This window comes from Prevotella sp. tf2-5 (assembly GCF_900115435.1).
In the GTDB taxonomy this organism is placed as follows: Bacteria; Bacteroidota; Bacteroidia; order Bacteroidales; family Bacteroidaceae; genus Prevotella.
On the sequence record NZ_FOWK01000002.1, the window covers coordinates 347,904 to 373,487 of the forward strand.

A 25,584-nucleotide genomic window follows, 5' to 3' on the forward strand; every position below is an offset into this window, starting at 1 on the left:
TTACCTTTTTTGATTTACTTCTGTGCCAAGTCTTGTTGCTCAGTACGACGTATTTGTGCTGTCAGTTCCTTCTGTGGAAGCTGTAACAAACCGTACTCATGGACGTATTTGTTGCCGTCAGTCAATATCCAGCGGACAAATTTGCTCAACTGGCTATCGTGATGATTGTACTCTAATCCGATTTTACCTGTTGGAATCTCCGCAAACTGTTGTTGCTCCAATAGAAGGATGATGTCGTCAAGACGAGCTTCGTCCAATACCTGCTCACCATGCTTATCGATGTCGAGGGGGATGATGGAAAGGTTGCTGCGTAATTGGCGACTCTGTAAGTCGAAAATGTTGGAAAGTGAGTTGATGGCAATACCTAATGGGTCACGACTGATTGCTGTATTCAAAAAACTATCATCCCCAGAGATCTTCTTACCTTTATAATTACTCGTCTCCTGCTTAAAATTGTCTGCCCAGGCACGGGAGGCAGACTGCTGGCTATTACCTGTGTAGACATGAAGCGATTTCTCTACTTTGCTCTCCTTCGTGTCATCGTCAAACTCATCCTTCACGAAGAAGAGACTCTTCAGCTTCTTGGCATTCAGACGCTTGCTGCTCAATAATTGAAAAGCCTCTGATTCCTTTACGGTGATGGGCAGCACAGCATAACGCGCAAAAAATACAGCGTCAGCATCCTGCTCTGTCATAAATGATATCTGATGTTCTGTGTTGGTTGCTTTCCCTGAAACGATTTGGAAAGTGGCGTCATGGTTGGTTTTAGTATACTCGGTAACCCATTTCTCTACTAATGGTCGTACGGCATTCTGTACGCGAAGGGTTACCTGTTCGTTCTGTGCTCCTACTGTCTGACTAGCTTGCAGCCCTAAGAGCAATGCTATGGTGAATACTGATTTTCTCATGTTTTTGTCGTTCTTTATATATATTAATAATGTGTTGGTCTCTTCCCTCCTTGTCATTTCTCATCATGCGCATGCTGCTACAACAACAGCAACACATTCGTTTCATCATCATTGTTTTCATAACTCTTACGTTTTTTATTTGTTTGTTACTATGTCTTTTTGACACTGCAAAGGTACGGTGAAATCTACACTCTCGCAATACCCTTTAAATGGCATTTTCATATACCATAAGTTTGGTATGACAGATGATTTGATCGTTATGGAGAATGCTTGTAAACATGAAATGTTAAGTGAAGTAGGGATAAAAAAATTTGGTAGTTTGCTAAATTCTATGTAATTTTGCAACATAACCAATTAAACTTTTACGACTATGGGTAAGATTAAGACTATTGGAATTCTAACATCAGGAGGTGATGCCCCTGGTATGAATGCAGCCATTCGCGCCGTGACACGATCAGGTATTTATAATTGTTTTAACATTAAAGGTATCTATCGAGGCTTTGACGGTCTTATCAAGGGTGAGGTCAAAGATTTCACTACAGAGAATGTCAGTGGTATCATCACCAAAGGCGGTACTATCCTGAAGACAGCCCGGAGCAAGGAGTTTATGACCCCAGAGGGTAGGCAGAAGGCTTATGAGACTTGTCAACAACAGGGCATTGACGCATTGGTGGTGATTGGCGGCAACGGTTCGCTGACCGGAGCCTGGAACTTCGGTGTTGAGTTTGACTTCCCTGTCATCGGTCTGCCAGGAACCATCGATAATGACCTGTACGGCACCGATGCTACTATTGGTTATGATACGACGATGAACACTATCATGGAGTGTGTGGACCGTATTCGTGATACCGCCAACTCGCATGAGCGTATCTTCTTCATAGAGGTTATGGGACGTGACGCTGGTTTCCTGGCTCAGAATTGTGCCATCGCCTGTGGCGCTGAGGCAGCGATCGTACCAGAGGAAGCAACTGATGTCGACCAGTTGGCTGCCTTCATGGGGCGTGGCATCCGCAAGTCAAAGAAGTCATGTATCGTCATCGTCTCTGAGAGTCCCAAATGTGGTGCCCTTTACTACGCAGACCGTGTAAAGCACGAGTTCCCTGAGTTCGATGTACGTGTCTCTATCCTAGGACACTTGCAACGTGGAGGAAGCCCCTCTGCCCGCGACCGTATTCTGGCTAGTTGTATGGGCGTAGGAGCTATTGAGGCGATCAAACAAGGACAGCGTAATGTTATGGTGGGCTACCGTATGAATGAGATTGTCTATGTGCCTTTCACGGAATGTATCCGTACAGACAAACGCTTTGACAAGCGTCTTATCAATGTGCTTGATGAATTGAGTATTTAAGGGTGAAAGAGTATATACATATCCTATGTGGTATAGCCATTGTCTTTGTCATCACATTGACAATGAGCTCATGCAAACAAGGCAATAAGCCGACTGGTGCAGAAGAGCCTGCTGATAGTACAGTGACTATCGTAGAGGAGAAGAAAGCTGAATTGGATTATAACACCACAGACGCCAGGTCCTTTGGTCTTTACGGATGTGTGGCAAAGGTGGTGACAACAACCTATATGGCTACCCTTGAGGGCGACAAGCTGGTCAAGGGAATCATCTCTAACAGGACAGACAGTCTCGCCACTTTCGACGAGAAAGGACGCGTGACGCTTGATCCTTATGCGAACCCTTATGTCTATGATGCTGACGGGAAGTTTATCAAGGGACGCTCCAAGGCATCACAGATGAACCGTGACAAGGATGGACGTGTGATCAGTTATACTAACCGGGAAAATGAGAATCACTGGGAAGGATATAGCTACGAGTTCTCTTACGACAAAGAGGGTCGTATCACCACGATTGAATGGGGTGGATGGGAGGAAGGTGAGAGCTACGGTCTCACTTATCAAGACGGGAAGCTATATCCCAGCAGCGTGCATATCGATGGACTAGCTTGTGCCGATATCTATAAGACAGACATCCGTTACCGATATACGAAGTTTGATGAACAAGGAAACTGGACGGCACGTGAGATGTATTTCGATATTATGCAAACGACGGAGGAATACGAGGGTAATGAGAACCCTCCGAAGGACTATAGTAAGGAATACTATATCCAGGAAAGAATAATCACCTATTATTAATAAACGGAGACGAGGGTCTGCTCTTTATGACAAAACCAATCTTTCAACGTGCTGAGGCGTTGTTGGGTGCAGACGGTATGGAGCGTCTCCTCGAACAGCGTGTCATCCTCTTTGGTGTCGGGGGCGTGGGCTCCTGGTGTGCCGAGGCTTTGGTGCGTACCGGACTGAAGCATCTGACGATTGTGGACTTCGACAGTGTGGATGTGACCAATGTCAACCGGCAAATAATGGCGACCACCAAGACAGTGGGACAGGTGAAGGTGGCGGCATTGAAAGAGCGGTTGCTTGCCATCAATCCTGATGCGGAGATCACCGCCCTTCAGAAGACATTCACGGAAGAGACGGCTGCAGCGTTTCATCTTGAGACCTATGACTATATCATCGATGCCATTGACTCGTTGAAAGATAAGGCATTATTGATAGAACTAGCCTGTCAGACAAAGGCAAAGTTCTTCTCATCAATGGGTGCGGCATTGAAACTCGATCCTACAAAGATACAAGTAGCGGAGTTTTGGAAGGTGAAAGGAGACCCTCTGGCGCGTGCATTGAGAAACCGCTTCAAGAAAGAGAAACGATTTCCCAGGCACAAGTTCCAGTGTGTCTTCAGTGATGAGGTCTTTAACTCTCAACTCCAAATCAAGGGCTCTCTTGTACATATTACTTCAATCTTTGGGATGACCCTTGCAGGACTGGTCATTCAAGATGTTGCTTCTTTCAGTTGTAATAAAGCCTGAAGAAGAACACTTCTGGGAGTACCGACATTCATACGCATAAAACCCTCGCCACCTGCCCCGAACATCTCACCATCATTTAGTGCTAGGTGTGCTTTGTTGACAAAGAGGTCAATGAGTTGTTCGTGAGTAAATCCCAATCCGCGGCAATCGAGCCATACAAGGAAAGAGGCTTGTGGACGAAGGGGTTTTATTTTTGGAAGATGTTGCTGGAAGAAGTCTTCCAAGAATCGGATGTTCCCTTCCACGTAGTCAAGCATCTCCTTGAGCCAAGTCTCGCCCTGTTGATAAGCGGCGATGGTGGCGATGGGGGAGAACAGGGGAGGATCGTTCAACTCATTCGCCTCCAGCCACGTATAGAAACGACGGCGGATGGTGTCGTTGGGTACGATGGCATAACTGCTGACGATACCTGCGATATTAAACGTCTTCGAGGGCGCTCCGAAGGTGATACTGCACTGTGCCGCCTCCTCACTGACTGTAGCGAACGGGACGTGACGGTTGCCAAAGAGTGCCATGTCACTATGTATCTCGTCCGACAGGACGAGGATGCCGTGTTGATAACAGAAATGAGCTAACCGCCGAAGTGTCTCCTCTTTCCAACAGATGCCTGCAGGATTGTGAGGGTTGCTGAGAATCAGTATCTTGCACTGTTCATCTGTGATCTGTTCCAACTGCTCAAAGTCCATGTCGTAATTCCCGTCAGGCAGTCGCTTCAACGGATTATACACCACCTTGCGCCCGTTGCCTTGTGGGGTCAGCCGGAAAGGATGATAGACAGGAGGTTGGATAATCACCTTATCGCCTTCCTTCGAGAATATATTAACAGCCATCCCAATCCCTTTCACAATGCCGGGAATGTAGGTGAGCCACTCCCGTCGTATGTCCCACTGGTGATGGTCATGAACCCATCGGATGATGGTGTCCCACAGCTCCTCGGGTACCACCGTATAGCCGAACAAAGAGTGGTCGAGGCGTTGCCGTAGCGCCTCTGTGATAAACGGTGGTGTCTCGAAATCCATATCCGCCACCCACAGCGGGAGCAGGTCGCTGCGTCCGTATCGTTCCAGCAGTACCCCGTGTTTCAGGTCGTTACTGCCTCTGCGGTCTATGATTTTGTCAAAACTATAAGTCATCTTCTAAAGCTTGTTGTAAGTCTTCCAATAAATCTTCTACAGCCTCCAGTCCTACTGACAGACGGATCGTGGTCTGTCGTACATTCATCTTTTCTAGTTGATGTTCGGGGAAGAGACCGAAAATCGTGCTTGCCGGATGAATAGCCAACGTACGGTTGTCGAAGAGATTGGTGGCACGATGGATGAGTCTCAGGCGGTTGAGGAACCGGAAACATGCATCCTTGCTTGCCAGATCGATAGTCAGCATTGCTCCTGCCGTCTTGCCGAACTGGCGTTGGGCAAGTTGATAATAGGGATTATCTTTCAATCCAATGTAATTGACATTCTGTATCATACCCAGTTCCCTCAACCCTTCAGCCAACTGGAGGGCGTTGGCAGCCTGCCGCTGATAACGTACATCCAGGGTTTCCAGTCCTAAGGTCTGAAGATAAGCTGCCTGTGATGTCATATAGGCACCGAGATTAAATAGCAGCTCGTATTTGATGCGTTGGTTTATCAGAGGGAAGGTACCATAATCGATGACTAATCCACCCAATGACGTACCACCCCCGGAGAGGTATTTGGTACTTGACACTACCTCAACATCCACGCCCAGCTCCCTCAGATGTGTCTCTGTGAAGGGAATCACAGTCGAGTCGACAATCAGAGGAACACCTTTCTGATGGGCGATCTCCGCAATAGCGTGAAGGTCGGCGACCTCCAATTGCGGATTAGTGACAATCTCCAGGAACACACAACAAGTATGCTCGTCAATAGCGTCCTCTACAGCTTGCAGGTCGGTCAAGTCTCGTAAACGAGGTTTCACGCCAAAACGCAATAGGGTGTTGGATATTAAGGCAAGTGTATTACCAAAGAGATGATGTGAGGTCACGATATTCTTGCCCTGTGAGGCAACGGCAAGGAGCGTGTTGCTGATAGCCGCCATGCCAGAGTTAAAGGCAGTCACATGAGCAGCATTCGTCAGCAACCGTACACGCTGTTCCAGGTTAGTCACGGTAGGATTCTCCACTCTGGCATAGTCGGGAGCTTTGATGCGATTGCAGAAGGCATCTGCCATCTCCGCGGCATCATCAAATTCAAACGCAACATTATTATATATGGGTACGGCCAGCGAGCCATAGGCATCGGGACGTACATAGGGTGTGTCAATAGCAATAGTCTGTTTCTTCATAATCATTTAAATATAGAATTCAGAAGGGTCTACCAGTCCGGCGCGGAAAGCATATTTAATAGCTTCGTGAGCAGTATTCACCTGTAGTTTCCTGAATATGTTCTTTTTATGGGTGTTTACGGTGTGGATACTGGAATAGCGCTCATAGGCAATCTCCTTGGTTGTCTTCCCCTGTGCCACACCACGCAGGATCTCGATCTCCGTTTCTGTCAGTACCTTCGGACGTTGTTCTTCGTCAGCCTGTTGACAGATCAGTACCTCTGCGGCACGCTGGCAGAGGTAACGATCGCCGCGTGTGGCATAATCAATGGCATGGCGGAACAATTTGAAAGGGGAGTCTTTGAATACGATACTCACATTACGTACGGTATAAACCAGTTTGCGCATGACCTGAATGGTCAGATCATCGCTCACCATGATCCATTGAGTACGTGGGAAACGCTCGATAATAACGAGAAGTTGTTCCTCGTCCTGAATATCATATAAGGTATAGTCGAGCACGACGATGCTCTTTTCCTCTTTCTGTAACTGACTGATTAGCTGATCCTTGTTGACAGCAACATGGATAGTCGCACTCTCAAGTTCTCTGATAAGGGTCCTCAGGGCGAAAGCAGTAAGCTCCTGATTGTCTGCCAAGATAAAATTCACCATACTTTTGTCTCATTTAGTTTGTCGGTGCAAAGGTAAGGTGAATATAGAAGGTGTACAATACCGCTTTTCGGTTATTCCATCTACCTAATGTTTGGTATATCGCTATTTGTTGCCCATTCCCTTCATACTGAGTGAGATGCGGTTACGGCGGAGATCAATGCCGATGACCCTTACTCTCACATGCTGGTGGAGGCGTACCACTTTCGTCGGGTCACTGACATACTTGTCGGCAAGTTGGGAGATGTGTACCAGTCCGTCCTGATGGACACCGATATCCACGAAGGCACCGAAGTTGGTGATATTCGTCACGATGCCAGGCAGTTCCATCCCTTCCTGCAGTTCCTCGATGGTCTGGATATTCGGGTCGAACTCAAACTCCTCTATCTGTTCCCGAGGGTCACGACCAGGCTTCTCCAATTCTCTCATGATATCAGTGAGGGTGGGGAGCCCTGTCTCTGTCGTCACATAGTGCCTGATGTCAATTGCGTCACGCTTCTCCTTGTCATTGATAAGGTCGATGACGGTGCAGTGCTGATCTTTAGCCATCTGCTCGACGATACCGTAGCTCTCAGGGTGGACGGCACTGTTGTCAAGGGGGTTCCTCGCCTGAGGGATGCGCAGGAAACCCGCACACTGCTGAAAGGCGGCAGGACCGAGACGAGGTACCTTCTTCAGTTGCGCACGACTGGTGAACGCTCCGTTCTCTTTGCGGTAGTCCACGATATTCTTCGCCAGTGTCGGACCTAAACCGCTGACGTACATCAGCAAGTGTTGTGATGCCGTATTGAGGTTGACACCCACTAAGTTCACACAACTCTCCACCGTCTGGTCGAGGGAGTGCTTGAGTTTTGCCTGGTCCACATCATGTTGGTATTGTCCCACACCGATACTCTTCGGGTCAATCTTCACCAGTTCCGCCAAAGGATCCATCAGTCGTCTGCCGATGCTGACGGCACCGCGTACTGTGACATCCTCGTCGGGAAACTCCTCACGGGCAACCTTGGAAGCGGAATAGACGGAAGCACCATCCTCGCTGACAACGAAAAGCCTCACCCCAGCCCCCTCTCCAAAAAGCGAGGGGAGTGATTGAATGCAATCTTCTACGAACTCCTTGGTCTCCCGGCTTGCCGTACCGTTGCCGATGGCTATTGCCTCAATATGATAGTCTGTTATCATCTGCTGGACATGGACGGTAGCCTGCATGCGGTGATTGACAGGCGGATGGGGGAAGATTGCCTCGTGATGCAGCAGATTGCCCTGTGCGTCCAGACACACGACCTTACATCCTGTGCGGAAGCCAGGGTCGATACCCATGACCCGTTTCTGTCCTAATGGAGCACCTAGCAGCAGTTGGCGCAGGTTCTCTGTGAAGACGTTAATCGCTTCCTCATCGGCTTTCTCCTTGCTGATATTGGCAAATTCCGTCTCAATAGAGGGGTATAGCAGACGCTTATAACCATCCTCCACCGCTTCGGCAACGAGTCGTTGACATGCACCGTTGCCATGCACATAATGGCGTTGCAGTCTGTTGACAGCCTCCTCATCGTCAATCGTAATACTGACCCGCAGGATACCTTCGTTCTCACCACGGCGCATGGCGAGCAACCGGTGGGAGGAACAGCGTCTCAAAGGCTCTTCCCAGTCGAAATAGTCAGCATATTTCGCTGCCTCGTCCGTATCTTTCTTCGTTTTGACGACTTTTGATACGATGAATGCCTCACGGCGGAAAGCGGCACGGATCTGGTTACGGGATCCTTCTTCCTCGCTGACCTGCTCGGCGATGATGTCCTGGGCACCATGGAGAGCAGAGGCGATGTCGGTAATGTCACCTCTGACGAAACGCTTGGCAGCCTGTTCTGGATGAGGCTCCCGTTGGAGCATGAGGAGGGTGGCAAGCGGCTCTAGTCCTTGTTCCCTTGCCACTTGTGCACGGGTACGCCGCTTAGGCTTATAGGGTAGGTAGATGTCCTCCAATACCGTTGCTTCCCAACAGTCGTTGATGCGTTTCTGCAACTCTGGGGTCATCTTTTCCAGTTCGGTGATGGTCTTGATGACAGTCTCCTTCCGTTTGGCAATCTCCTGCAACTGTTCGCAACGGTTGCTAATAGCGGTTATCTGTACTTCATCGAGTCCTCCCGTCCGTTCTTTGCGGTAACGGGAGATAAAAGGTATGGTACATCCCTCGTCCAGCAGTTTAAGGGTGTTCTCAACGGCATGCTCTTGGAGATGCAGCTCGTTGGCTATCAGTTGGGTGAATATCCTCAAATGTTCCATGTCATGATGTTTGATGCCACAAAAGTACGTAAAAAAAACGAGAAAGGCTTTCCTCCTCTCTCTAATAAATATTAATTTATTTTGCATTTTAGTGGATTTATACTATCTTTGCATGCCAAATTGAAAAAGATGATTTCCGTAGAAGGACTAAGTGTGGAATTCAGTGCTAAGCCATTGTTCACCAATGCGAGTTTTGTGGTGAACGATCGTGACCGTATTGCCTTGGTGGGTAAGAACGGGGCAGGGAAATCCACATTATTGAAAATCCTGTGTGGTATGCAGCAGCCAACCGGTGGGGTGGTCAGTATACCGAACGACACAACCATCGGTTATCTTCCGCAGGTCATGATATTGCAAGATGACACCACTGTCCGGGAAGAGGCTCAGAAAGCATTCTCACATGTTCATGCGTTGAAAGAACGAATTGATAGAATGAATCAAGAACTGTCGGAACGTACTGATTATGAGAGTGATAGTTATCTTTCCCTCGTGGAACGCTTTACGCAGGAGCATGACCGTTACATGATGATGGGGGCAGAGAATTGCGAGGCGGAAATCGAGCGCACACTGATAGGACTTGGTTTTGTCCGTACGGATTTTGAACGTCCTACGAGTGAGTTCTCCGGAGGGTGGCGTATGCGTATCGAACTGGCGAAGATTTTGTTGCAGAAACCTGATGTGTTGTTGCTTGACGAGCCGACCAACCATCTGGACATCGAGTCGATACAATGGCTGGAGCAGTTCCTGGCGCAGAGTGCCAAGGCGGTGGTGCTGGTCAGTCACGACCGTGCGTTCATCAATCACGTGTCGAACAGGACGCTGGAGATCTCATGTGGACATATTATTGACTATAGGGTAAAATACGACGAGTATGTGGTGCTTCGCAAAGAGCGTCGGGAGCAACAGCTGCGTGCCTACGAGAATCAGCAGAAGGAGATTGCGGATATGCGCCAGTTTATAGAGCGTTTCCGTTATCAGGCAACCAAGGCTGTGCAGGTACAGCAGAAAATCAAACAGTTGGAGAAGATCGTACCGATAGAGGTGGATGAGGTTGATAATGCCGCCATGCACCTGAAGTTCCCGCCCTGTCTTCGTAGTGGTGACTATCCTGTGATATGCGAGGGCGTCAGAAAGGCCTATGGTGAGCATACGGTGTTCTCGCAGGTCGATATGACCATCAAAAGAGGTGAGAAAGTCGCCTTTGTAGGAAAGAACGGTGAGGGAAAGTCGACCCTGGTGAAATGTATCATGGGAGAGATCCCGTTTGATGGAAACCTGAAAGTCGGGCATAATATCCAGATCGGTTATTTTGCCCAGAATCAGGCACAGCTGTTGGATGAGTCATTGACGGTATTCCAGACAATAGATAATGTAGCGAAAGGCGATATCCGTTTGAGAATCAATGATATATTAGGTGCTTTTATGTTTGGAGGGGAAGCCTCCGACAAGAAGGTGAAAGTGCTTAGTGGTGGCGAACGAAGTCGCTTGGCGATGATCCGTTTGCTATTGGAACCTGTCAATCTGTTGATACTCGACGAGCCCACCAACCATCTCGACATGCCTTCCAAGGATGTGCTCAAAGAAGCCATCAAGGCATTCGACGGTACCGCCATTATTGTCAGCCACGACCGTGAGTTCTTGGACGGTCTGGTGACGAAAGTCTATGAGTTCGGAGGGGGCAAGGTGAGAGAGCATCTAGGTGGTATCTACGACTTCTTGCGGTCGAAACAGATCAGTGAACTGTCGGAACTTCAGAGAACTCCGAGTTCTCCGAGTTCTCCGAGTACTCCGAGTTCTCCGAGTACTCCGAGTACTCCGAGTACTCAGAAAAACAATTACGTTGAGCATAAGGAGCAACAGAAGCGTCTTCGCAAGGCAGAGCGTGCCGTGGAAGAGTCGGAGCGTAAGATCAGTGACATGGAGCGGCGGTTGAAAGAGCTGGACACCCTGTTGATGGATCCTGTCAATGCCTCGAATATGGAGCTGGTCACAGAGTACACCTCTGTCAAGAAAGCCGTGGACGAGGAGGTGGAGCGCTGGGAAAAACTCTCGGAGGAATTAGAACAACTAACATAAATAGAAATGAACATTAAAGGATTTTTCATGATGATTGCCTTGTCATCGTTGTCGACTGCTTCTATGGCGCAGGCGGCACAGAGGTCGGGGATTGACCTGACAGACCTCAACCGGCAGGTAAAGCCTGGTGAGGACTTTTACGATTACGCTTGTGGCGGATGGATGCAGAAGAACCCGCTGCCTGCCGCTTATTCTCGTTATGGTAGTTTCGACCGTCTGGCGGAAGACAATAACAAGCGTATCAATGTGATCTTGAAAGAGTTACAGGAGAAGACCTACCCACAGGGTAGCGTGGAGCAGAAACTGAGTGACTTGTATAAGCTTGCCATGGACTCGGCACGTCGTGAGCAGGACGGTCTGACCCCGGTGATGGGACTGATTCAGAAAATGGAGAGTGCCAAGACGACAGCCCAGCTTTTCGATATCCAGTTGGAGATGATGCCTTACGGCGACTCGGAGTTCTTCCGTGCCTATATAGGTGCCGATGACAAGAATGCCATCCGAAACATCCTGAACATCAATCAGGGAGGGTTGACACTGGGACAGAAAGACTACTATCTGGAGACAGATGAGGCTACGACGAAGATCCGTGAGAGCTATAAGAGACATATTGTCCGTATGTTCCAGCTCTTCGGTTTCAAGAAGGCGGCTGCCGAGAAGAAGATGAGGAACATCTTCGCTGTAGAACTCGCCTTGGCGAAGGTCTCGAAGTCACGTACCGAGTTGCGTGACCCCATCGCAAACTACAATAAGATGACCCTGAAGGAGTTTGACGGCAAGTATCCACACTTCCAGCTGGAGAGACAGATGAATGCCAAGGGTATTGCCAGCCAGTATATCCAGGAGATGATTGTCGGACAGCCAGCCTTCATGAGTGGCGCTGACCAACTTTTCGGTAAGATGTCACCGGCAGAGTACCGTGACTATATGGAGTGGGGTGTCATCTGTTCCGCCGCAGGATATCTGAATGACGCGGTGCGCGCGGCACATTTCGACTTCTTCGGCAAGGTGATGTCGGGTAGGAAAGAGGACCATCCTCTGTGGCGTCGCTCCACCAACCAGGTGCAAGGTGTGATGGGTGAGGCGCTGGGTAAGATCTATGTGGAGAAATATTTCCCAGCCTCTTCCAAGGAGCGTATGAAGACCCTGGTGGAGAATCTCCGTATCGCCTTAGGCGAGCGTATCGCTGCCCAGGAGTGGATGGATGACTCGACTAAGGTCAATGCCCTGTTGAAGTTGAATACTTTCTATGTGAAGATCGGATATCCCGACCGCTGGACGGATTTGTCAGACCTGAGGATAGATGCGAAAAAATCTTACTATGACAACATGCAGGAGTGTAGTCGCTTTTGGAATAAATGGCATATTGCCCATACGGCAGGTAAGCCTGTTGACCGTGAAGACTGGCACATGACACCACAGACGGTCAATGCGTACTATAATCCTACTACCAATGAAATTTGCTTCCCTGCTGGAATCCTGCAAGTGCCGTTCTTTGACCCCACTGCTGATGATGCCTTCAACTATGGTGCGATCGGTGTCGTGATCGGTCATGAGATGACCCATGGGTTTGACGATCAGGGTCGTCGCTATGACAAGGACGGGAATATGCATGACTGGTGGACGGAAATGGATGGAAAAAACTTTACGGAGCGTACGGATAAGTATGCGGACTTCTTTTCCGCCATCAAGGTGTTGCCCGACTTGAATGCCAATGGTCGCCTGACATTGGGTGAGAACCTTGCCGACCATGGTGGTCTGCAGGTGGCATGGTATGCCTATAAGAACGCTACGAAATATAGTTCACTTCCCGTGATTGACGGTCTGACCGCTGATCAGCGTTTCTTCCTTGCCTATGCCGGTGTATGGGCAGGTAACATCACAGAGGCGGAGATCCGTAACCGTACCAAGAGCGACCCTCACTCACTGGGACGTTGGCGTGTCAACGGAGCCCTTCCGCATGTCGATATGTGGTATGAGGCATTTGGTATCAAAGAGGGCGATAAAATGTATGTTCCTAAGGAAAAACGCCTTTCTTTGTGGTAAAATATAGCCAAAATGAAGAAAAATGCCGTCGTAAATGTAAATTTACGGCGGTTTTTTGTTTGATTTAAGAAATAATTACTATCTTTGCATCTAACTTAATTAATGCTATCCTAAAAATGATAAACGATAACCCCCAAGATACTGAGAGGACACAGCGTACGGTACGTCCCCAGGAGATTGCCCGTGAAAGAGTGCGGGAGAGGGAAGACGACTCTCAGCAGCCGTTGATGCAACAACAACAGCAACAACAGCAGGCAATCGGTAAGAAATGTCCATTCTGTGGTGCCATCAATGAGCCGGAGGTCATGTTCTGTGCCCAGTGCGGACAGCCTATCAGCAAGATGTCCTGTCCCTTCTGTGGCTCAGAGGTAGACCCTGACGCGGATTTCTGTGAGACCTGTCATCATTACATCCGTAAAGACATTTGTTCCTATTGCGGAGCTCACCTGAGAGGTAACGAGGCATACTGCCCGGAATGCGGAAGTCCTCGCGGCGGTCTGGTGTGTCCTACCTGCCATACGATGAACGACTTCGCGTTCTGCAAGCAGTGCGGTACCGCTCTGACGGCAGAGGCGAAAGAGTTGGTGAAGGAGTTACAGAAGAACCCTGACTACAAGGAACTGATGGATGTCGTACAGGAGTATTCCCGTCTGGAGGGCTCTTTGCCATACAACTCAGAGCGTGATGTCGTCCGCGAGCAGATGAATATGAAGTTGCGAGAGCGGATGCTGACGTTGTTGGCAAAGGACGCCGGTGTGGAGAACCCGGTCATTCCCAAAGTGGTGACAAAACGTATGACGAAAGAGGAGCTGGAGGAGCAGAAATCAGAGAAGATCAAGAAGCTCTCCGCTATCCTCGATAAGTTGGCGGTTCCCCCCACATCCTCACCGGTACAGGCACGTAACTATGCGATGGCGAGCAAACCGATGGGTGTCCGTCTTGCCTGGGTATGTAATTTCAAACATGCCTTGCATAGCAGTCCGTGCGGTTGTGCCAAGCCACATCTCGGTGGGAAATGGGTCGTGTTAGGAAAGAATAGTACTGCGGAAATTAAAGACGATAAATAATGGATCAAACCATAAGAACTCCAGAGCAGCAGCCTTCGACAGTCCGAGTGGCTCCCATGGGCGGGGCAAAGGCGGGGGATTCTACTTATATTCCTGGTAGAAGTAAGCCTTCCTCTTCTTCTTCGAATGATGCTGGTGACTTTGTTATTAAAGGGAAAGTCTATCATAACCTCAAATGCCTGAGTGATAATTCCGGTGAGGCACAAGTGTTCCTGGTAGAGTGTGACCAGGTGCGGATGGTGTTGAAGATCTACTATCCGAACTTCACCATCAAGAAGACCTTGTTGCGTATCATCCAGAGCTTCGGCATGGAGACCATCGTGAAAATCTATGATTATGGAAAGACGTATGTGGATGGCAAGAACCGTGACTATGAGTTGATGGAGTACCTGGAGGGAGGCACCCTCGCAGGTTATGACCTGGACGGTGACTTTAACCAGTTCCGGCGTATCGCCCTGCAGGCTGCCGCCACTCTTGCCTACTGCCATAACAGTAATATCATCCATAAGGACATCAAACCGGGCAACTTCTTCTTCCGTGACGAGAAGCATCAGGAGATCGTGTTGGGAGACTTCGGTATCTCCAGCGTGCTGGATAATGACGAGCGCGTCCACAAGACGACACAGGCTCGTACACCGGTCTATGCGGCTCCGGAGATGTACAATGATGTCATTGACGGTGAGGTGGAGATAACACCCTCCGTGGATTTCTATTCTTTGGGTATTACGCTGATGACACTTTGGCTGGGTGAGAATCCGTTGAACCAGAATGAGCGGGTGATGATGCGCAAGAAGAACGAGGGTCGTCTGCCCCGCATCAATGAGTTGCCTGACCGTGTGAAGATGCTGATACAGGGTCTCACCTCTGTCAATCCCCAGAAACGATGGAAATATGACGAGGTGGAGCGCTGGTTCTTGGGTGAGGACGTGGAAGTGGATATCTCCTCACCGATCCTGAAATACCGCAGCTTTATCGTCGACCCGGAGAAGAACCTCGTCGCCGATAACGTCCATGAGCTGATACCCTTGCTATTGGACAACGAGCGTCTCGCCATCAATTATTTGTATAATGGCAGGATCGCCGGTTGGCTGGAGCAGTGTGGTAACGTGAAGCTCAGTTCCGTTGTCAAGGACATCGTCGTCAACCGCTATCCTGCTGACCAGCATGCGGGACTGATGGCGGCGGTGTATGTGATGGAGCCTACCTATCCTTACCGTGACCTGCACGGCAACCTCTGCGATGACCTGCATAGCGTCAGCATTTCTGTGTTAAGCTACCAGGAAGAGTACTCCATCGCGCTGAGGAATCCCAATGATACGTTATTCCTCTACCTGGAGTCACACTCCAAGGCGAATGTGGACAGGCTCCGCTCTTATTTCTCCGAGAAGGATTTCGACGGACGTGTAGCCATCATGCGCACGGTCTATGAGTTTGACAAGGATATTCCTTTCCTGAACCAGTATCCTTCCGCCACCTTACAGGAGATCGTCCATTCCTTCGGCTATGAGGACTGCTCTGAGGACGCATGGATATCCTTGAGCGACGGCAGACTGTTGTCGTGGATGTATTGCCATGAGGACCGTATGGCGTGTGAGGCGTTACGTATCCTGACAAATGGACAGAAACCTTCCCGCTCGTTGGGGTATAAGGTACTGTATAACATCGACCGTGACGCTGCTTTCGACTTACAGGAGGCAGACACACCATATCGTGTCGGCGCGTTGCTGGCACAGCAGATGCAGCAGTGGCAGCATTTGAGCGAGAAGGAGTTCAACGAGGTCATCAAGGACTTCTCCGACCCGAATGGACGCTTCGCCTATTTCGCCCAGTTGCATGGATGGTATGAGCAACTGAACCAGGCACGTGCCTGCTTTGACCTGAAGAGTGCGGAGAATACCGAGCGCCTGGGTGTCTATGACTTACGGACGGCGGCATATCGCTTCTGCCGTATCCTTGGTGCCCGTCCCACCTATATGCTGGATGACGGCATGGAACTGACTGAGGGACTGACTATCGACAAGATCGGTCATCGCCCGGAGATGGTCCAGGAGTTGAAGCGGGGCGCCTTGAAACAGTGGCTCTCCATCTTCTACCATGAGGATCCTGAGAAAGACTTCAGTGAGGCTTATTCCTATGAGCGTTGTCTGGAGCGTTGGATCCTGATGCTGGGAGAGATAGACCCCAACCAGCCTTACTTTAAGCGTTTCGGCACTGCCAAGGAGGAGACGGCAGCAAAGTACACAGAGGTACGGCAGCGTTTCTTTAAGGCGAAGAATAAGGAAAAGACATGGCGTATGGTCTTCTATTCGTTATGTGGTGTCTGGATACTCTTCGTCCTGCTCTTCGGTGTTAACAGCCGTGAGTATCTGCTGGATCACCCGGGGATGGCTATCGTATTGCCTCTTGGTGGTATGTCGGCAATTATAATAGGTACACGTGCCTTTTTTAAAGGATATGGATTTGTCTTCTCATGCTTGTGGGGTCTGTTGGGAATCCTTTCCTCCTATATCCCTGTGATCATATTAAGATATGTCAACAACTCCTCACCGAGTCTCTTCATACCGGTCATTATTCTCATTACACTTGTTTATATGGCGATCTGTCATTTCACGGACTTCCGTGCCGACACCAATAGTGAGAATCTCCTGATCTCTGAGGTGATGGATGATGATATCAAGTCTTCCCTGTTAGAACCATTATACTATACTTTCAAGGAAAAGAAGTTCAAGTTCAAAGGTTCCAACTTCGGCCTGTTAGATGACGTGACCAATCAGGTGCGCTCCTTGAGTGGGGAGTCCGTGATGCACTATATCTTATGGTCGGCACTAGTGGGAATAATGTTGATGGAGTTAGTGTTATTCAGTCGCAATCTGTTGAATGTGAATAATCCGAATCTGGATAGCTGGAAACTGAAACCGTCGGCTGTGGTTAAACAAATACAAAAGGACGTGGAATAATTATGGTTTGTGAGCATTGTCATAAAGAAAACCGTTCGATAGCGAAGTTCTGTAAGTGGTGTGGTAAACCCCTGATCTCCCAGAACGTTCTCGACCAGTTGGTAGGTCTTGATGATGTAAAGAAACAGCTCAAGACTGTTGTCGATACCTATACCTATCTCCATTCCCGTAAGGACATTATGAAGGTGCGCCTGAGCGTGAATGCCATTATCATCGGTGAGACGGGAACGGGTAAGACCGCCCTGTCGGAGATTATCAGGGATTATTTCTATCAGCATAAGATCATCGACAAGCCGAAGCTGACGATGGTGGATGCTGTCGATTACCAGCGGTTTGTCGACAAGTGGGACGACAATATCAAGAAGGCAAAGGACGGTATCCTGTTCTTTGATAACGTGCAGAAGCTGTTGCCGGACCGTTATTCTAACCAGGTGAACCCGCTCGATAAGTTGTTCGTGGAGATGGATAAGTGGGACGATAACCCTATCGTCATCATCTCCGGTTTACCCAAGGGACTGGATGACTTCCTGGTGAATAACCCTGCCGCCCAGAACCGTTTCAAATATATCTTCCGACTGCCGACTCCCGGTTTCTCGGAGTTGTGTGATGTCTGCAAACAGGAGCTGCGCGTCAAATATGGTATTTCCGCCTATACTCCTGAGGCAGAGCATAAACTGGAACGCTATTTCCAGTATCAGGTCAAGATCAAGGACGACACATTTGGCTACCGCCACCTTGCCGTGAAGACGGCGGAGGATATCTTCACGTCATTTATCAGCAGGGGTTCCGATGCCATCATGATAGAGGAGGGGGATATCCGTGGCTATGTGCCTGAGGAGCGTACGCTGGATGACATCCTCAGTGACCTGAACCAGTATATCGGTATGGACGAGGTGAAGAAGGCGGTCCGTGAGATCGCCTACTCGGTACAGAACAGTGTGCAGCGTGCCCAGCGCGGACTGGGAGAGCAGCAGAAGGCTGGTATCCATATCGTTCTGACAGGTAATCCCGGTACGGGTAAGACAACGATAGCCCGTAAGCTGGGAGAGATATTGGAGGCGATCGGCTATCTGGACAGCGGACATGTCGTAGAGTGCGACCGTGCCAAGATGGTCAGCCCGTATCAGGGTGAGACACCTAAGGTCGTCGACCGTCTGTGTGACAAGGCGATGGGCGGTATCCTCTTCGTGGACGAGGCTTATACCCTTGCCCCTGTCAGCCAGGGTGGTGACCGTGACAACCAGGGTGCCCAGGCACTGGAGCAGTTGATGAAACGCATGGAGGACGACCGTGGCAAGTTTGTCGTTATCGCCGCCGGCTACCGCACGGAGATGGAGAACCTGTTCCGTATCAACCCCGGTGTGCGCAGCCGTTTCAGTTACTTCCTGAATATCGACGACTATAATCCTGACGAGCTGTACCAGATCATGCAGGTCTTCGCCACGTCGAAGAAATATGTCTTCGCACCTGACGCGGAGGAGCTGACTCGTAAGATGATCAAGGAGATGTATGACTCCCGTGACAAGGACTTCGCTAACGGACGTACCATGCGCCAGTTGTTCGACAAGATCACGGCAAAGCAGGCGGAGCGTCTGCAGAAGGAGGATATGTCGACGAAGACCAACGAGGAGTTGATGACCATCACACAGGAGGATATCCCGTACGAGGCTCCGAAGACCGTCGACTATACCGAGTGTCTGGAGAAACTCAACGGTATGGTGGGCTTGTCGGCTGTCAAGCAGGAGATCTCCAACCTTGCCGCCTTCCTCAACCTACAGATACGTCGTGGGGAGACCAATACGTTCCAGGGAAAGCATTATGTCTTCACGGGTAATCCCGGTACTGGTAAGACAACGGTCGCACGTATCATGGCGGATGTGTTCCGTACACTGGGTATCCTCTCCAGGGGACAGCTGGTGGAGTGTGACCGTAGCAAACTCGTATCCGGCTACTCCGGACAGACAGCGATCAAGACGAATCAGTTGATAGACTCTGCGATGGGTGGCGTGTTGTTCATCGACGAGGCGTATACCTTGAAGTCTGGTGATAACGACTCCTTCGGAGGTGAGGCTATTGACACGTTGCTCAAGCGACTGGAGGACGACCGTGGCAAGTTCATCTGTATCGTTGCCGGTTACACCGACCAGATGCACGACTTTATCGATACCAACCCGGGACTGAAGAGCCGCTTCACACAGACGATACATTTCGACGACTATACCCCGGATGAGTTGACACAGATATTCATCAATCTTGCCAAGGGTAAGAACTTCACCGTTGATGACACCACCCGCGATGCGGTACACCGCCAGTTCGAACAGTTGTACCTGCGTCGTGACAAGAACTTCGGTAATGCCCGTGAGGCACGTCGCATCTTCGATGCCGCTGTCGAGAAACAGAGTCAGCGCCTGATGGCGGAGGTGAACAACCCCGACTTCAAGGACGAGGATATGTACCGTATCACGGAGGCGGACCTCGCCGTTCAGCAGAGCGAGAAGGTACGTCCGCTCGATGAGGTGCTCAACGAGCTCGACGAGTTCATTGGTATGCGCTCTGTCAAGAACATGATCCGTCGCCTCGCCGTACAGAGCATGTTCATGAAGCAGCGTGCCGCCATGGGTGCCGGTAAGGTACAGCAGATGGCGATGAACTTCATCCTGACGGGTAATCCCGGTACGGGTAAGACCTCTATCGCCCGTAAGATGGGTGAGGTGCTGCAGAGTATGGAGATCCTGCCCACCAGTCGTGTCATCGAGGCAAGTCGTGCCACCCTAGTAGGTAAATATATGGGTGAGACCCCGAAGATCGTCAATAACATGTGTGACAAGGCGATGGGCGGTATCCTGTTCATCGACGAGGCATACACCCTGTCGTCGGAGAACGACCAGTATGGCAAGGAAGCCATCGACACCCTGATGAAGCGCATGGAGGATGACCGTGGTAAGTTCGTGGTCATCGCCGCTGGCTATCAGAAGGAGATGGAGGACTTCATGAATGTCAACCCGGGTCTTGCCAGTCGCTTCACCCATAAGATGCATATAGAGGACTATAACGAGGACGAGCTGCTTGCCATTTACAAGAAGATGGCGTCGAAGGACAACTACACGTTGTCGCCCGCAGCAGAGTTCAAGTTGATGGATCTGATCTGCCGTAAGGTTGTCAGCAAGAGCGACTCCTTCGGTAATGCCCGTGAGATGCGTAACATGCTTGATGAAACAATCCAGCAGTTGTCTGTCCGTGTAAGTGAAATGCCTCAGAGTGAGGTGACACAGGAGACTTACCAGATGATTATGCCGGAAGATATAAAGGATGAGTTATGATTATATGTCCAAGTTGTAGAGAGGAGATAGAAGAGCAGTCATGCTACTGTGACCAGTGTGGTCAGGCTTTACAATATTGCTCCAATTGTGGTCGTGTAGGTACAGGACGGCGTTGTACATTCTGTGGCGGTTTGATGGCGGCACCAGGTGCGGAACCGGAGAGCGCCAGCGTAGCGAGCGCCCATCCCACCGCTGCGGATATCAGCCGTACCTTCGCGTCAGAGCGGAATCATGGAACGCCTCCTCCTGATGTCCAGATACAGGGGATCCCCACGCTGACACTGTACAATCCTTCCTTGAACATCCGTATGGTAGGTATCAATGGTGCCATCATCGGACGCAGACAAGGACCGTACCAGCAGATGTTCGAGGGTAATATGTTTGTGTCGGGTGCCCATGCGCAACTGATTTACAAACCAGATTCCGGATGGTGCATCATCGACAAGCATTCCTCCAATGGCACGAAGCTCAATGACCGTGAGTTGTTACCAGACATCCCCATGTCTATCAAGAGCGGTGACATCGTGTCTTTGGCAAATATTAACTTGCAGGTTACCGTCAGCTGACAGACCTGAGACGGATTAAGGATTGTATTTAGAAGTAATATGAGCAGAATCGTCATTACGGCGGCAAGTCGTGTGGGATGTGTGAGAAATAATAACGAGGACATGGTCTTCGCCTATGATAAGTTCGTACGTAGTGAGGCTTACCAGACGGAGTTCATGACGGAGAATGTCGACCGTTTCGTCATTGCCTTGGCTGACGGGATGGGGGGACATCTGGCTGGTGAGGTGGCGAGTGCCGATACCCTTGAGAACTTACGCTTCTTTGTCTCTGACATGCCCAAAGGGCTTTCCGTCAGTGAGGTGAATAAGACCATGGAGGTATGGCTTGACTCCATCCATAAGATCATCACCTCCAAGGGACATGCCGACCCTTCCATGGAGGGGATGGGTACCACGCTCGTGGCTGTCATCTATTATGAGGGGAAGTATTTCTGGATCAACTGCGGCGACAGTCGTCTGTACCGCCTCCGTGACGGGAAACTGGCTCAGCTCACCACTGACCACTCGCTGAACACCCTGCGGGGTGAAAAGCGTCATTCCAATATAATCACCAACTGTATCGGTGCCGGCTGTAAGCATACCTATATGGATATGGTGGAGTTCACCGATGATTTCCGTCACGGTGATGTTTATATGGTATGCTCCGACGGGTTGAGCGACATGGTGAGCGACGACGTTATCGAGCAGATGATGATAAACGGTGTCTCCGCCAACCGCCTTTGTGAAGCTGCGATAGAGAAGGGAGGCTTCGACAATGTCTCTGTTTGTGTTTTTTCTGTAATGTGATAAATTATGCCTTTAAGACTACCAGATAAATTACCCGCTATCGACCTGCTGAAGCAGGAGAATATCTTTGTGATGGACGACTCCCGCGCACACATGCAGGATATCCGTCCGTTGAAGATCGTCATCCTCAACCTCATGCCGTTGAAGATCACGACAGAGACCGACCTCATCCGTCTGCTGTCTAACACCCCGTTGCAGCTGGAGATCAGTTTCATGAAACTCCGCAGCCATACTCCGAAGAACACGCCTATCGAGCACATGATGATGTTCTACCGTGACTTTGAGCAGATGCGCAAGGAGAAATATGACGGCATGATCATCACGGGAGCGCCGGTGGAGACACTCGACTTCGAGGAGGTGACCTATTGGGATGAGATGAAGGACATCTTCGCATGGGCGCGCACGCACGTGACGAGTACCTTATATATATGTTGGGCGGCACAGGCTGGACTCTATTACCATTACGGAATCCCTAAATACCCGCTGCGGAAGAAGATGTTCGGTATCTTCCCGCAGATACCGCTGGAACCCCAGCTGCCCATCTTCCGGGGCTTCGACGATGTGTTCCAGATGCCGCATAGCCGCCATACGGAACTGCATCGTGAGGATATCCTTGCCAATCCGGCACTGACACTGATCGCTGAGTCACCGGACTGTGGCGTGTCGATGGTGATGGCGCGCAACGGTCGTGAGTTCTTCATCACGGGACACCTGGAGTATGCGCCGAACACACTCGACAAGGAGTATAAGCGTGATAAGGATATCCGTGATGACGTGGAGCTCCCGAGGAATTACTACCGTGACGATAATCCTGCCAACGAGCCTCTGGTGACATGGCGTGCCCATGCCAACCTGCTCTATAGTAACTGGATCAACTATTACGTCTATCAGGAGACACCATACGATATCAATCAGATTGAATGACACCACTCGAACTGCTCGCACCGGCAAAGAACCTCGCCTGTGGGATGGCGGCGGTCGACCATGGCGCTGATGCTGTGTATATCGGTGCACAGCGCTTTGGCGCAAGGGTGGCTGCGGGCAATAGCGTGGAGGATATCCGACAACTTTGTGACTATGCTCATCCGTATGGCGTGAGGGTGTATGTCACAGTGAATACCATCATCTACGACGAGGAGCTGGAGGAGACGGAGCAACTGATCCGCCAGCTGGAGGAGATAGGGGTGGATGCCATCCTCGTGCAGGACATGGGTGTCCTGCGGATGGACATTCCACCCATCGCCCTTCATGCCTCCACACAGACGGATAACCGTACCGCCGGGAAGGTGCGCTGGCTCCGTGACCTGGGCTTCCAGCGTGTCGTCCTCGCCCGTGAGTTGTCTGTCAGTGAGATAGCGGCAATCCATCAAGAGGTTCCCGACATGCCCTTGGAGGTCTTTGTGCATGGTGCCCTGTGTGTCAGCTACAGCGGTCTGTGCTATGCGTCACAGTATTGTTTCGGACGCTCCGCCAACCGGGGTGCCTGTGCCCAGTTCTGTCGTATGAGGTTTGACCTGCTGGATGCTGACGGAAATGAGTTAGAGCACCAGCGGCACCTGTTATCGCTCAAGGACATGAACCTCAGTGACCATCTGGAGGAGCTTATAGAGGCGGGCGCCACGTCGTTTAAGATAGAGGGGCGACTGAAGGAGGTCAGCTATGTGAAGAACGTGGTGGCTGCCTACAGCCAGCGGCTCGATGCGGTCATCGCACGCCATCCCGACCGTTACTGTCGTGCCTCACAAGGACACTGTACCTACTCGTTCACACCGAATCTCAATAAGACCTTCAACCGTGGGTTTACCACCTATTTCCTCCATGGCAGACAGCCTGATATCTTTTCCCCTGACACCCCCAAGGCGATGGGGGAGTATGTGGGGTATGTCAAGGAGATACGGCGTGACTCGTTCAATGTGGCGGGTACGGCGTCCTTTGCCAATGGCGACGGACTCTGTTTCATCAACAAGGAACGGGAGTTGGAGGGCTTCCGTGTGAACCGTGCCGAGGGTAACCGCCTCTATCCACATGAGATGCCGCGACACCTGCATGCGGGGATGGCTCTCTATAGGAATAACGACCAGGATTTCGAGCGACAGCTCTCCAGACAGTCTGGTGAGCGTAAGATACCATGGGTGATGCGGCTGAGGGCGACGGACGACGGTTTCGCCCTGTCGGCTGACGGCGTGGAGGTGAGTATCACTTGTGAGCACCAGCAGGCGGAGAAACCGCAACGGGAGAATATCATCCGCCAGTTGTCACGACTGGGGGGTACTCCTTATGAGTGTAGTAGGGTGGAAATGCCGGACGACTTCCGGTATTTCATCCCCAGTAGTATGTTGGCGGAACTGCGGCGCAGACTGGTCGAAGGTGCCGCCTCCGCCCCCCGGAGGTGCCGCCTTCGCCCCTCGGAGGTGCCGCCTTCGACCCCCGGAGGTGCCGCCTTCACAGGTCAGAGGTACGGGCTTCCTTATCTGTATAATATCGCCAACCATCAGGCACGTGCCTTTTATGAAGGACAGGGACTGCCGGACGTGACACCTGCCTTTGAGACACACCGTCCTAAGGGTGACGTGTTACTGATGCAGTGCCGCCATTGCCTTCGTTACTCCCTGGGCTGTTGTGTGAGAAACGGCGGCGGCAGACCCCAGTGGAAGGAACCCCTTTTCCTCCGTCTGGGTGACGGCAGACGGTTCCGGCTGGACTTCGATTGTAAACATTGTCAGATGAATGTGTATGCGGCAGATTAAGTTCTATATCCTCACACTCTGTGCGTTGCTGTTGACCGCCTGTTATAACCACGGTCCGCAGACACCTGACGCATGGGACCTCACGGAGAAACAGATCGACAGTATCTCTTTCTTCACCACGCATCACTATACGCAGAACTATAATTTCGTGGTGAATGCCGCCAGTATGCCACTGTCCGACCAACCTGGTGAGATGGCTTTCGACACCCTCTATGTGATGAAGGGGGAGCGACTCGTCGTGGCGGATATCATGACGGTATCCACCGACTCTATCGACTCGGTATGGGTGAAGGTGGCTCGTGACCAGATGACGCAGGGGTGGATCAGGGAGAGTGAGATGCTGGAGGGGGTGTCACCGGATGACCCTATCTCACAGTTCATCGACCTCTTCTCGGATACCCATTTGTTGGTATTCCTCGCCTTCCTCGTCATCGTCGTCGTCGCCTATGGACTCTACCGCCTGAACCGTCATGCCGCCTATATCGTGCATTTCAAGGACATCGACTCGTTCTATCCCACACTGTTATGCCTGCTGGTGGCGTCGTCGGCAACACTCTATGCCTCTATCCAGATGTTTGGCGCAGAGTCATGGCGGCATTTCTATTACCACCCGTCACTGAACCCTTTCGCCCTCCCGTGGCACCTGGGACTCTTCATCGCCTCGGTATGGGCGATCATCATTGTGGCTGTGGCTTCTCTGGATGACGTGCTGCGCCATCTCACGGGTATCGAGGCGATTCTCTATTTAGGTGGACTGGCGGGTGTGTGTGCCGTCGACTATGTGGTGTTCAGCGTCTCCACCTTGTATTATATAGGCTACCTGTTGCTGATCGCCTATTTCATCTATGCCCTCTATCGTTACACACATTTCGCCAGATGCCGCTTCACCTGTGGGAAATGTGGGGCTCTCCTGAGTGAAAAAGGACGTTGCCCGCACTGCGGAACGGTCAACACCTGAAAAATCCCTATAAATAAGGATTGCACAGAATAACGGAAAGCTGTACCT

The 25,584-nt window shown here is 50.6% G+C and carries 18 protein-coding genes; 13 read left to right on the top strand and 5 right to left on the bottom strand.

Going from position 1 to position 25,584, the window contains the following annotated elements; translation table 11 throughout:
• Positions 1-14: 14 nt before the first annotated feature.
• Positions 15-908 (bottom strand): hypothetical protein, encoded by an 894-nt coding sequence (locus BM257_RS03405; protein WP_092068258.1) that lies wholly within the window; start codon positions 906-908, stop codon positions 15-17.
• Positions 909-1,278: 370 nt separating this feature from the next.
• Between BM257_RS03405 and pfkA the strand changes: the two genes are divergently transcribed.
• The 3 genes from pfkA to BM257_RS03420 are packed head-to-tail and all read left to right on the top strand — an operon-like array spanning position 1,279 to position 3,784.
• Positions 1,279-2,256 (top strand): 6-phosphofructokinase, encoded by a 978-nt coding sequence (pfkA, locus tag BM257_RS03410; RefSeq protein WP_092068260.1) that lies wholly within the window; start codon positions 1,279-1,281, stop codon positions 2,254-2,256.
• 2 nt (positions 2,257-2,258) lie between these two features.
• On the top strand, positions 2,259-3,050 hold the full coding sequence (locus BM257_RS03415; RefSeq protein ID WP_092068262.1) for a hypothetical protein: 792 nt from the start codon (positions 2,259-2,261) through the stop codon (positions 3,048-3,050).
• Positions 3,051-3,076: 26 nt separating this feature from the next.
• Entirely contained in the window at positions 3,077-3,784 is a 708-nt protein-coding gene (locus BM257_RS03420; protein ID WP_092068264.1) for a tRNA threonylcarbamoyladenosine dehydratase, read from the top strand.
• On the opposite strand, the gene BM257_RS03425 is transcribed toward BM257_RS03420, so the two are convergent.
• The 4 genes from BM257_RS03425 to BM257_RS03435 form a co-directional block, all read right to left on the bottom strand.
• Complete coding sequence (locus tag BM257_RS03425) at positions 3,748-4,917, bottom strand: MalY/PatB family protein (RefSeq protein WP_092068266.1); 1,170 nt, start codon at positions 4,915-4,917, stop codon at positions 3,748-3,750. The genes BM257_RS03420 and BM257_RS03425 overlap by 37 nt on opposite strands.
• On the bottom strand, positions 4,907-6,088 hold the full coding sequence (locus tag BM257_RS14700; RefSeq protein WP_177215999.1) for a trans-sulfuration enzyme family protein: 1,182 nt from the start codon (positions 6,086-6,088) through the stop codon (positions 4,907-4,909). Before BM257_RS14700 ends, BM257_RS03425 begins: the two co-directional genes overlap by 11 nt.
• A 6-nt stretch (positions 6,089-6,094) precedes the next feature.
• Positions 6,095-6,739, bottom strand: coding sequence for a response regulator transcription factor (locus BM257_RS14705; RefSeq protein WP_177216000.1), 645 nt, complete (start codon positions 6,737-6,739; stop codon positions 6,095-6,097).
• 102 nt (positions 6,740-6,841) lie between these two features.
• On the bottom strand, positions 6,842-9,004 hold the full coding sequence (locus BM257_RS03435; protein WP_092068454.1) for a Tex family protein: 2,163 nt from the start codon (positions 9,002-9,004) through the stop codon (positions 6,842-6,844).
• Positions 9,005-9,142: 138 nt separating this feature from the next.
• On the opposite strand from BM257_RS03435, the gene BM257_RS03440 reads away from it, so the two are divergent.
• The 10 genes from BM257_RS03440 (at position 9,143) to BM257_RS03485 (ending at position 25,536) form a co-directional block, all read left to right on the top strand.
• A complete protein-coding gene (locus BM257_RS03440; RefSeq protein ID WP_092068457.1) occupies positions 9,143-11,089 on the top strand; it encodes an ABC-F family ATP-binding cassette domain-containing protein in 1,947 nt (648 codons plus the stop codon).
• A 6-nt stretch (positions 11,090-11,095) separates the two neighbouring features.
• Positions 11,096-13,135, top strand: coding sequence for a M13 family metallopeptidase (locus tag BM257_RS03445; RefSeq protein WP_092068267.1), 2,040 nt, complete (start codon positions 11,096-11,098; stop codon positions 13,133-13,135).
• 116 nt (positions 13,136-13,251) lie between these two features.
• On the top strand, positions 13,252-14,202 hold the full coding sequence (locus tag BM257_RS03450; protein ID WP_092068269.1) for a zinc ribbon domain-containing protein: 951 nt from the start codon (positions 13,252-13,254) through the stop codon (positions 14,200-14,202).
• A complete protein-coding gene (locus BM257_RS03455; RefSeq protein ID WP_092068271.1) occupies positions 14,202-17,159 on the top strand; it encodes a serine/threonine protein kinase in 2,958 nt (985 codons plus the stop codon). Before BM257_RS03450 ends, BM257_RS03455 begins: the two co-directional genes overlap by 1 nt.
• Positions 17,160-17,161: 2 nt before the next feature.
• Positions 17,162-20,479, top strand: coding sequence for an AAA family ATPase (locus BM257_RS03460; RefSeq protein WP_092068273.1), 3,318 nt, complete (start codon positions 17,162-17,164; stop codon positions 20,477-20,479).
• Positions 20,476-21,045: an FHA domain-containing protein gene (locus BM257_RS03465; protein ID WP_092068275.1), complete on the top strand. Its 570-nt coding sequence runs from the start codon at positions 20,476-20,478 to the stop codon at positions 21,043-21,045. The genes BM257_RS03460 and BM257_RS03465 overlap by 4 nt, the downstream gene beginning before the upstream one ends.
• Positions 21,046-21,084: 39 nt before the next feature.
• Entirely contained in the window at positions 21,085-21,831 is a 747-nt protein-coding gene (locus tag BM257_RS03470) for a PP2C family protein-serine/threonine phosphatase (RefSeq protein WP_092068277.1), read from the top strand.
• Between the two features lie 6 nt (positions 21,832-21,837).
• Entirely contained in the window at positions 21,838-22,755 is a 918-nt protein-coding gene (gene metA, locus BM257_RS03475) for a homoserine O-acetyltransferase MetA (protein ID WP_092068279.1), read from the top strand.
• A complete protein-coding gene (locus BM257_RS03480; protein WP_092068281.1) occupies positions 22,752-24,578 on the top strand; it encodes a peptidase U32 family protein in 1,827 nt (608 codons plus the stop codon). The genes metA and BM257_RS03480 overlap by 4 nt, the downstream gene beginning before the upstream one ends.
• A complete protein-coding gene (locus BM257_RS03485; protein WP_092068283.1) occupies positions 24,565-25,536 on the top strand; it encodes a beta-carotene 15,15'-monooxygenase in 972 nt (323 codons plus the stop codon). The genes BM257_RS03480 and BM257_RS03485 overlap by 14 nt, the downstream gene beginning before the upstream one ends.
• Positions 25,537-25,584 lie beyond the last annotated feature (48 nt).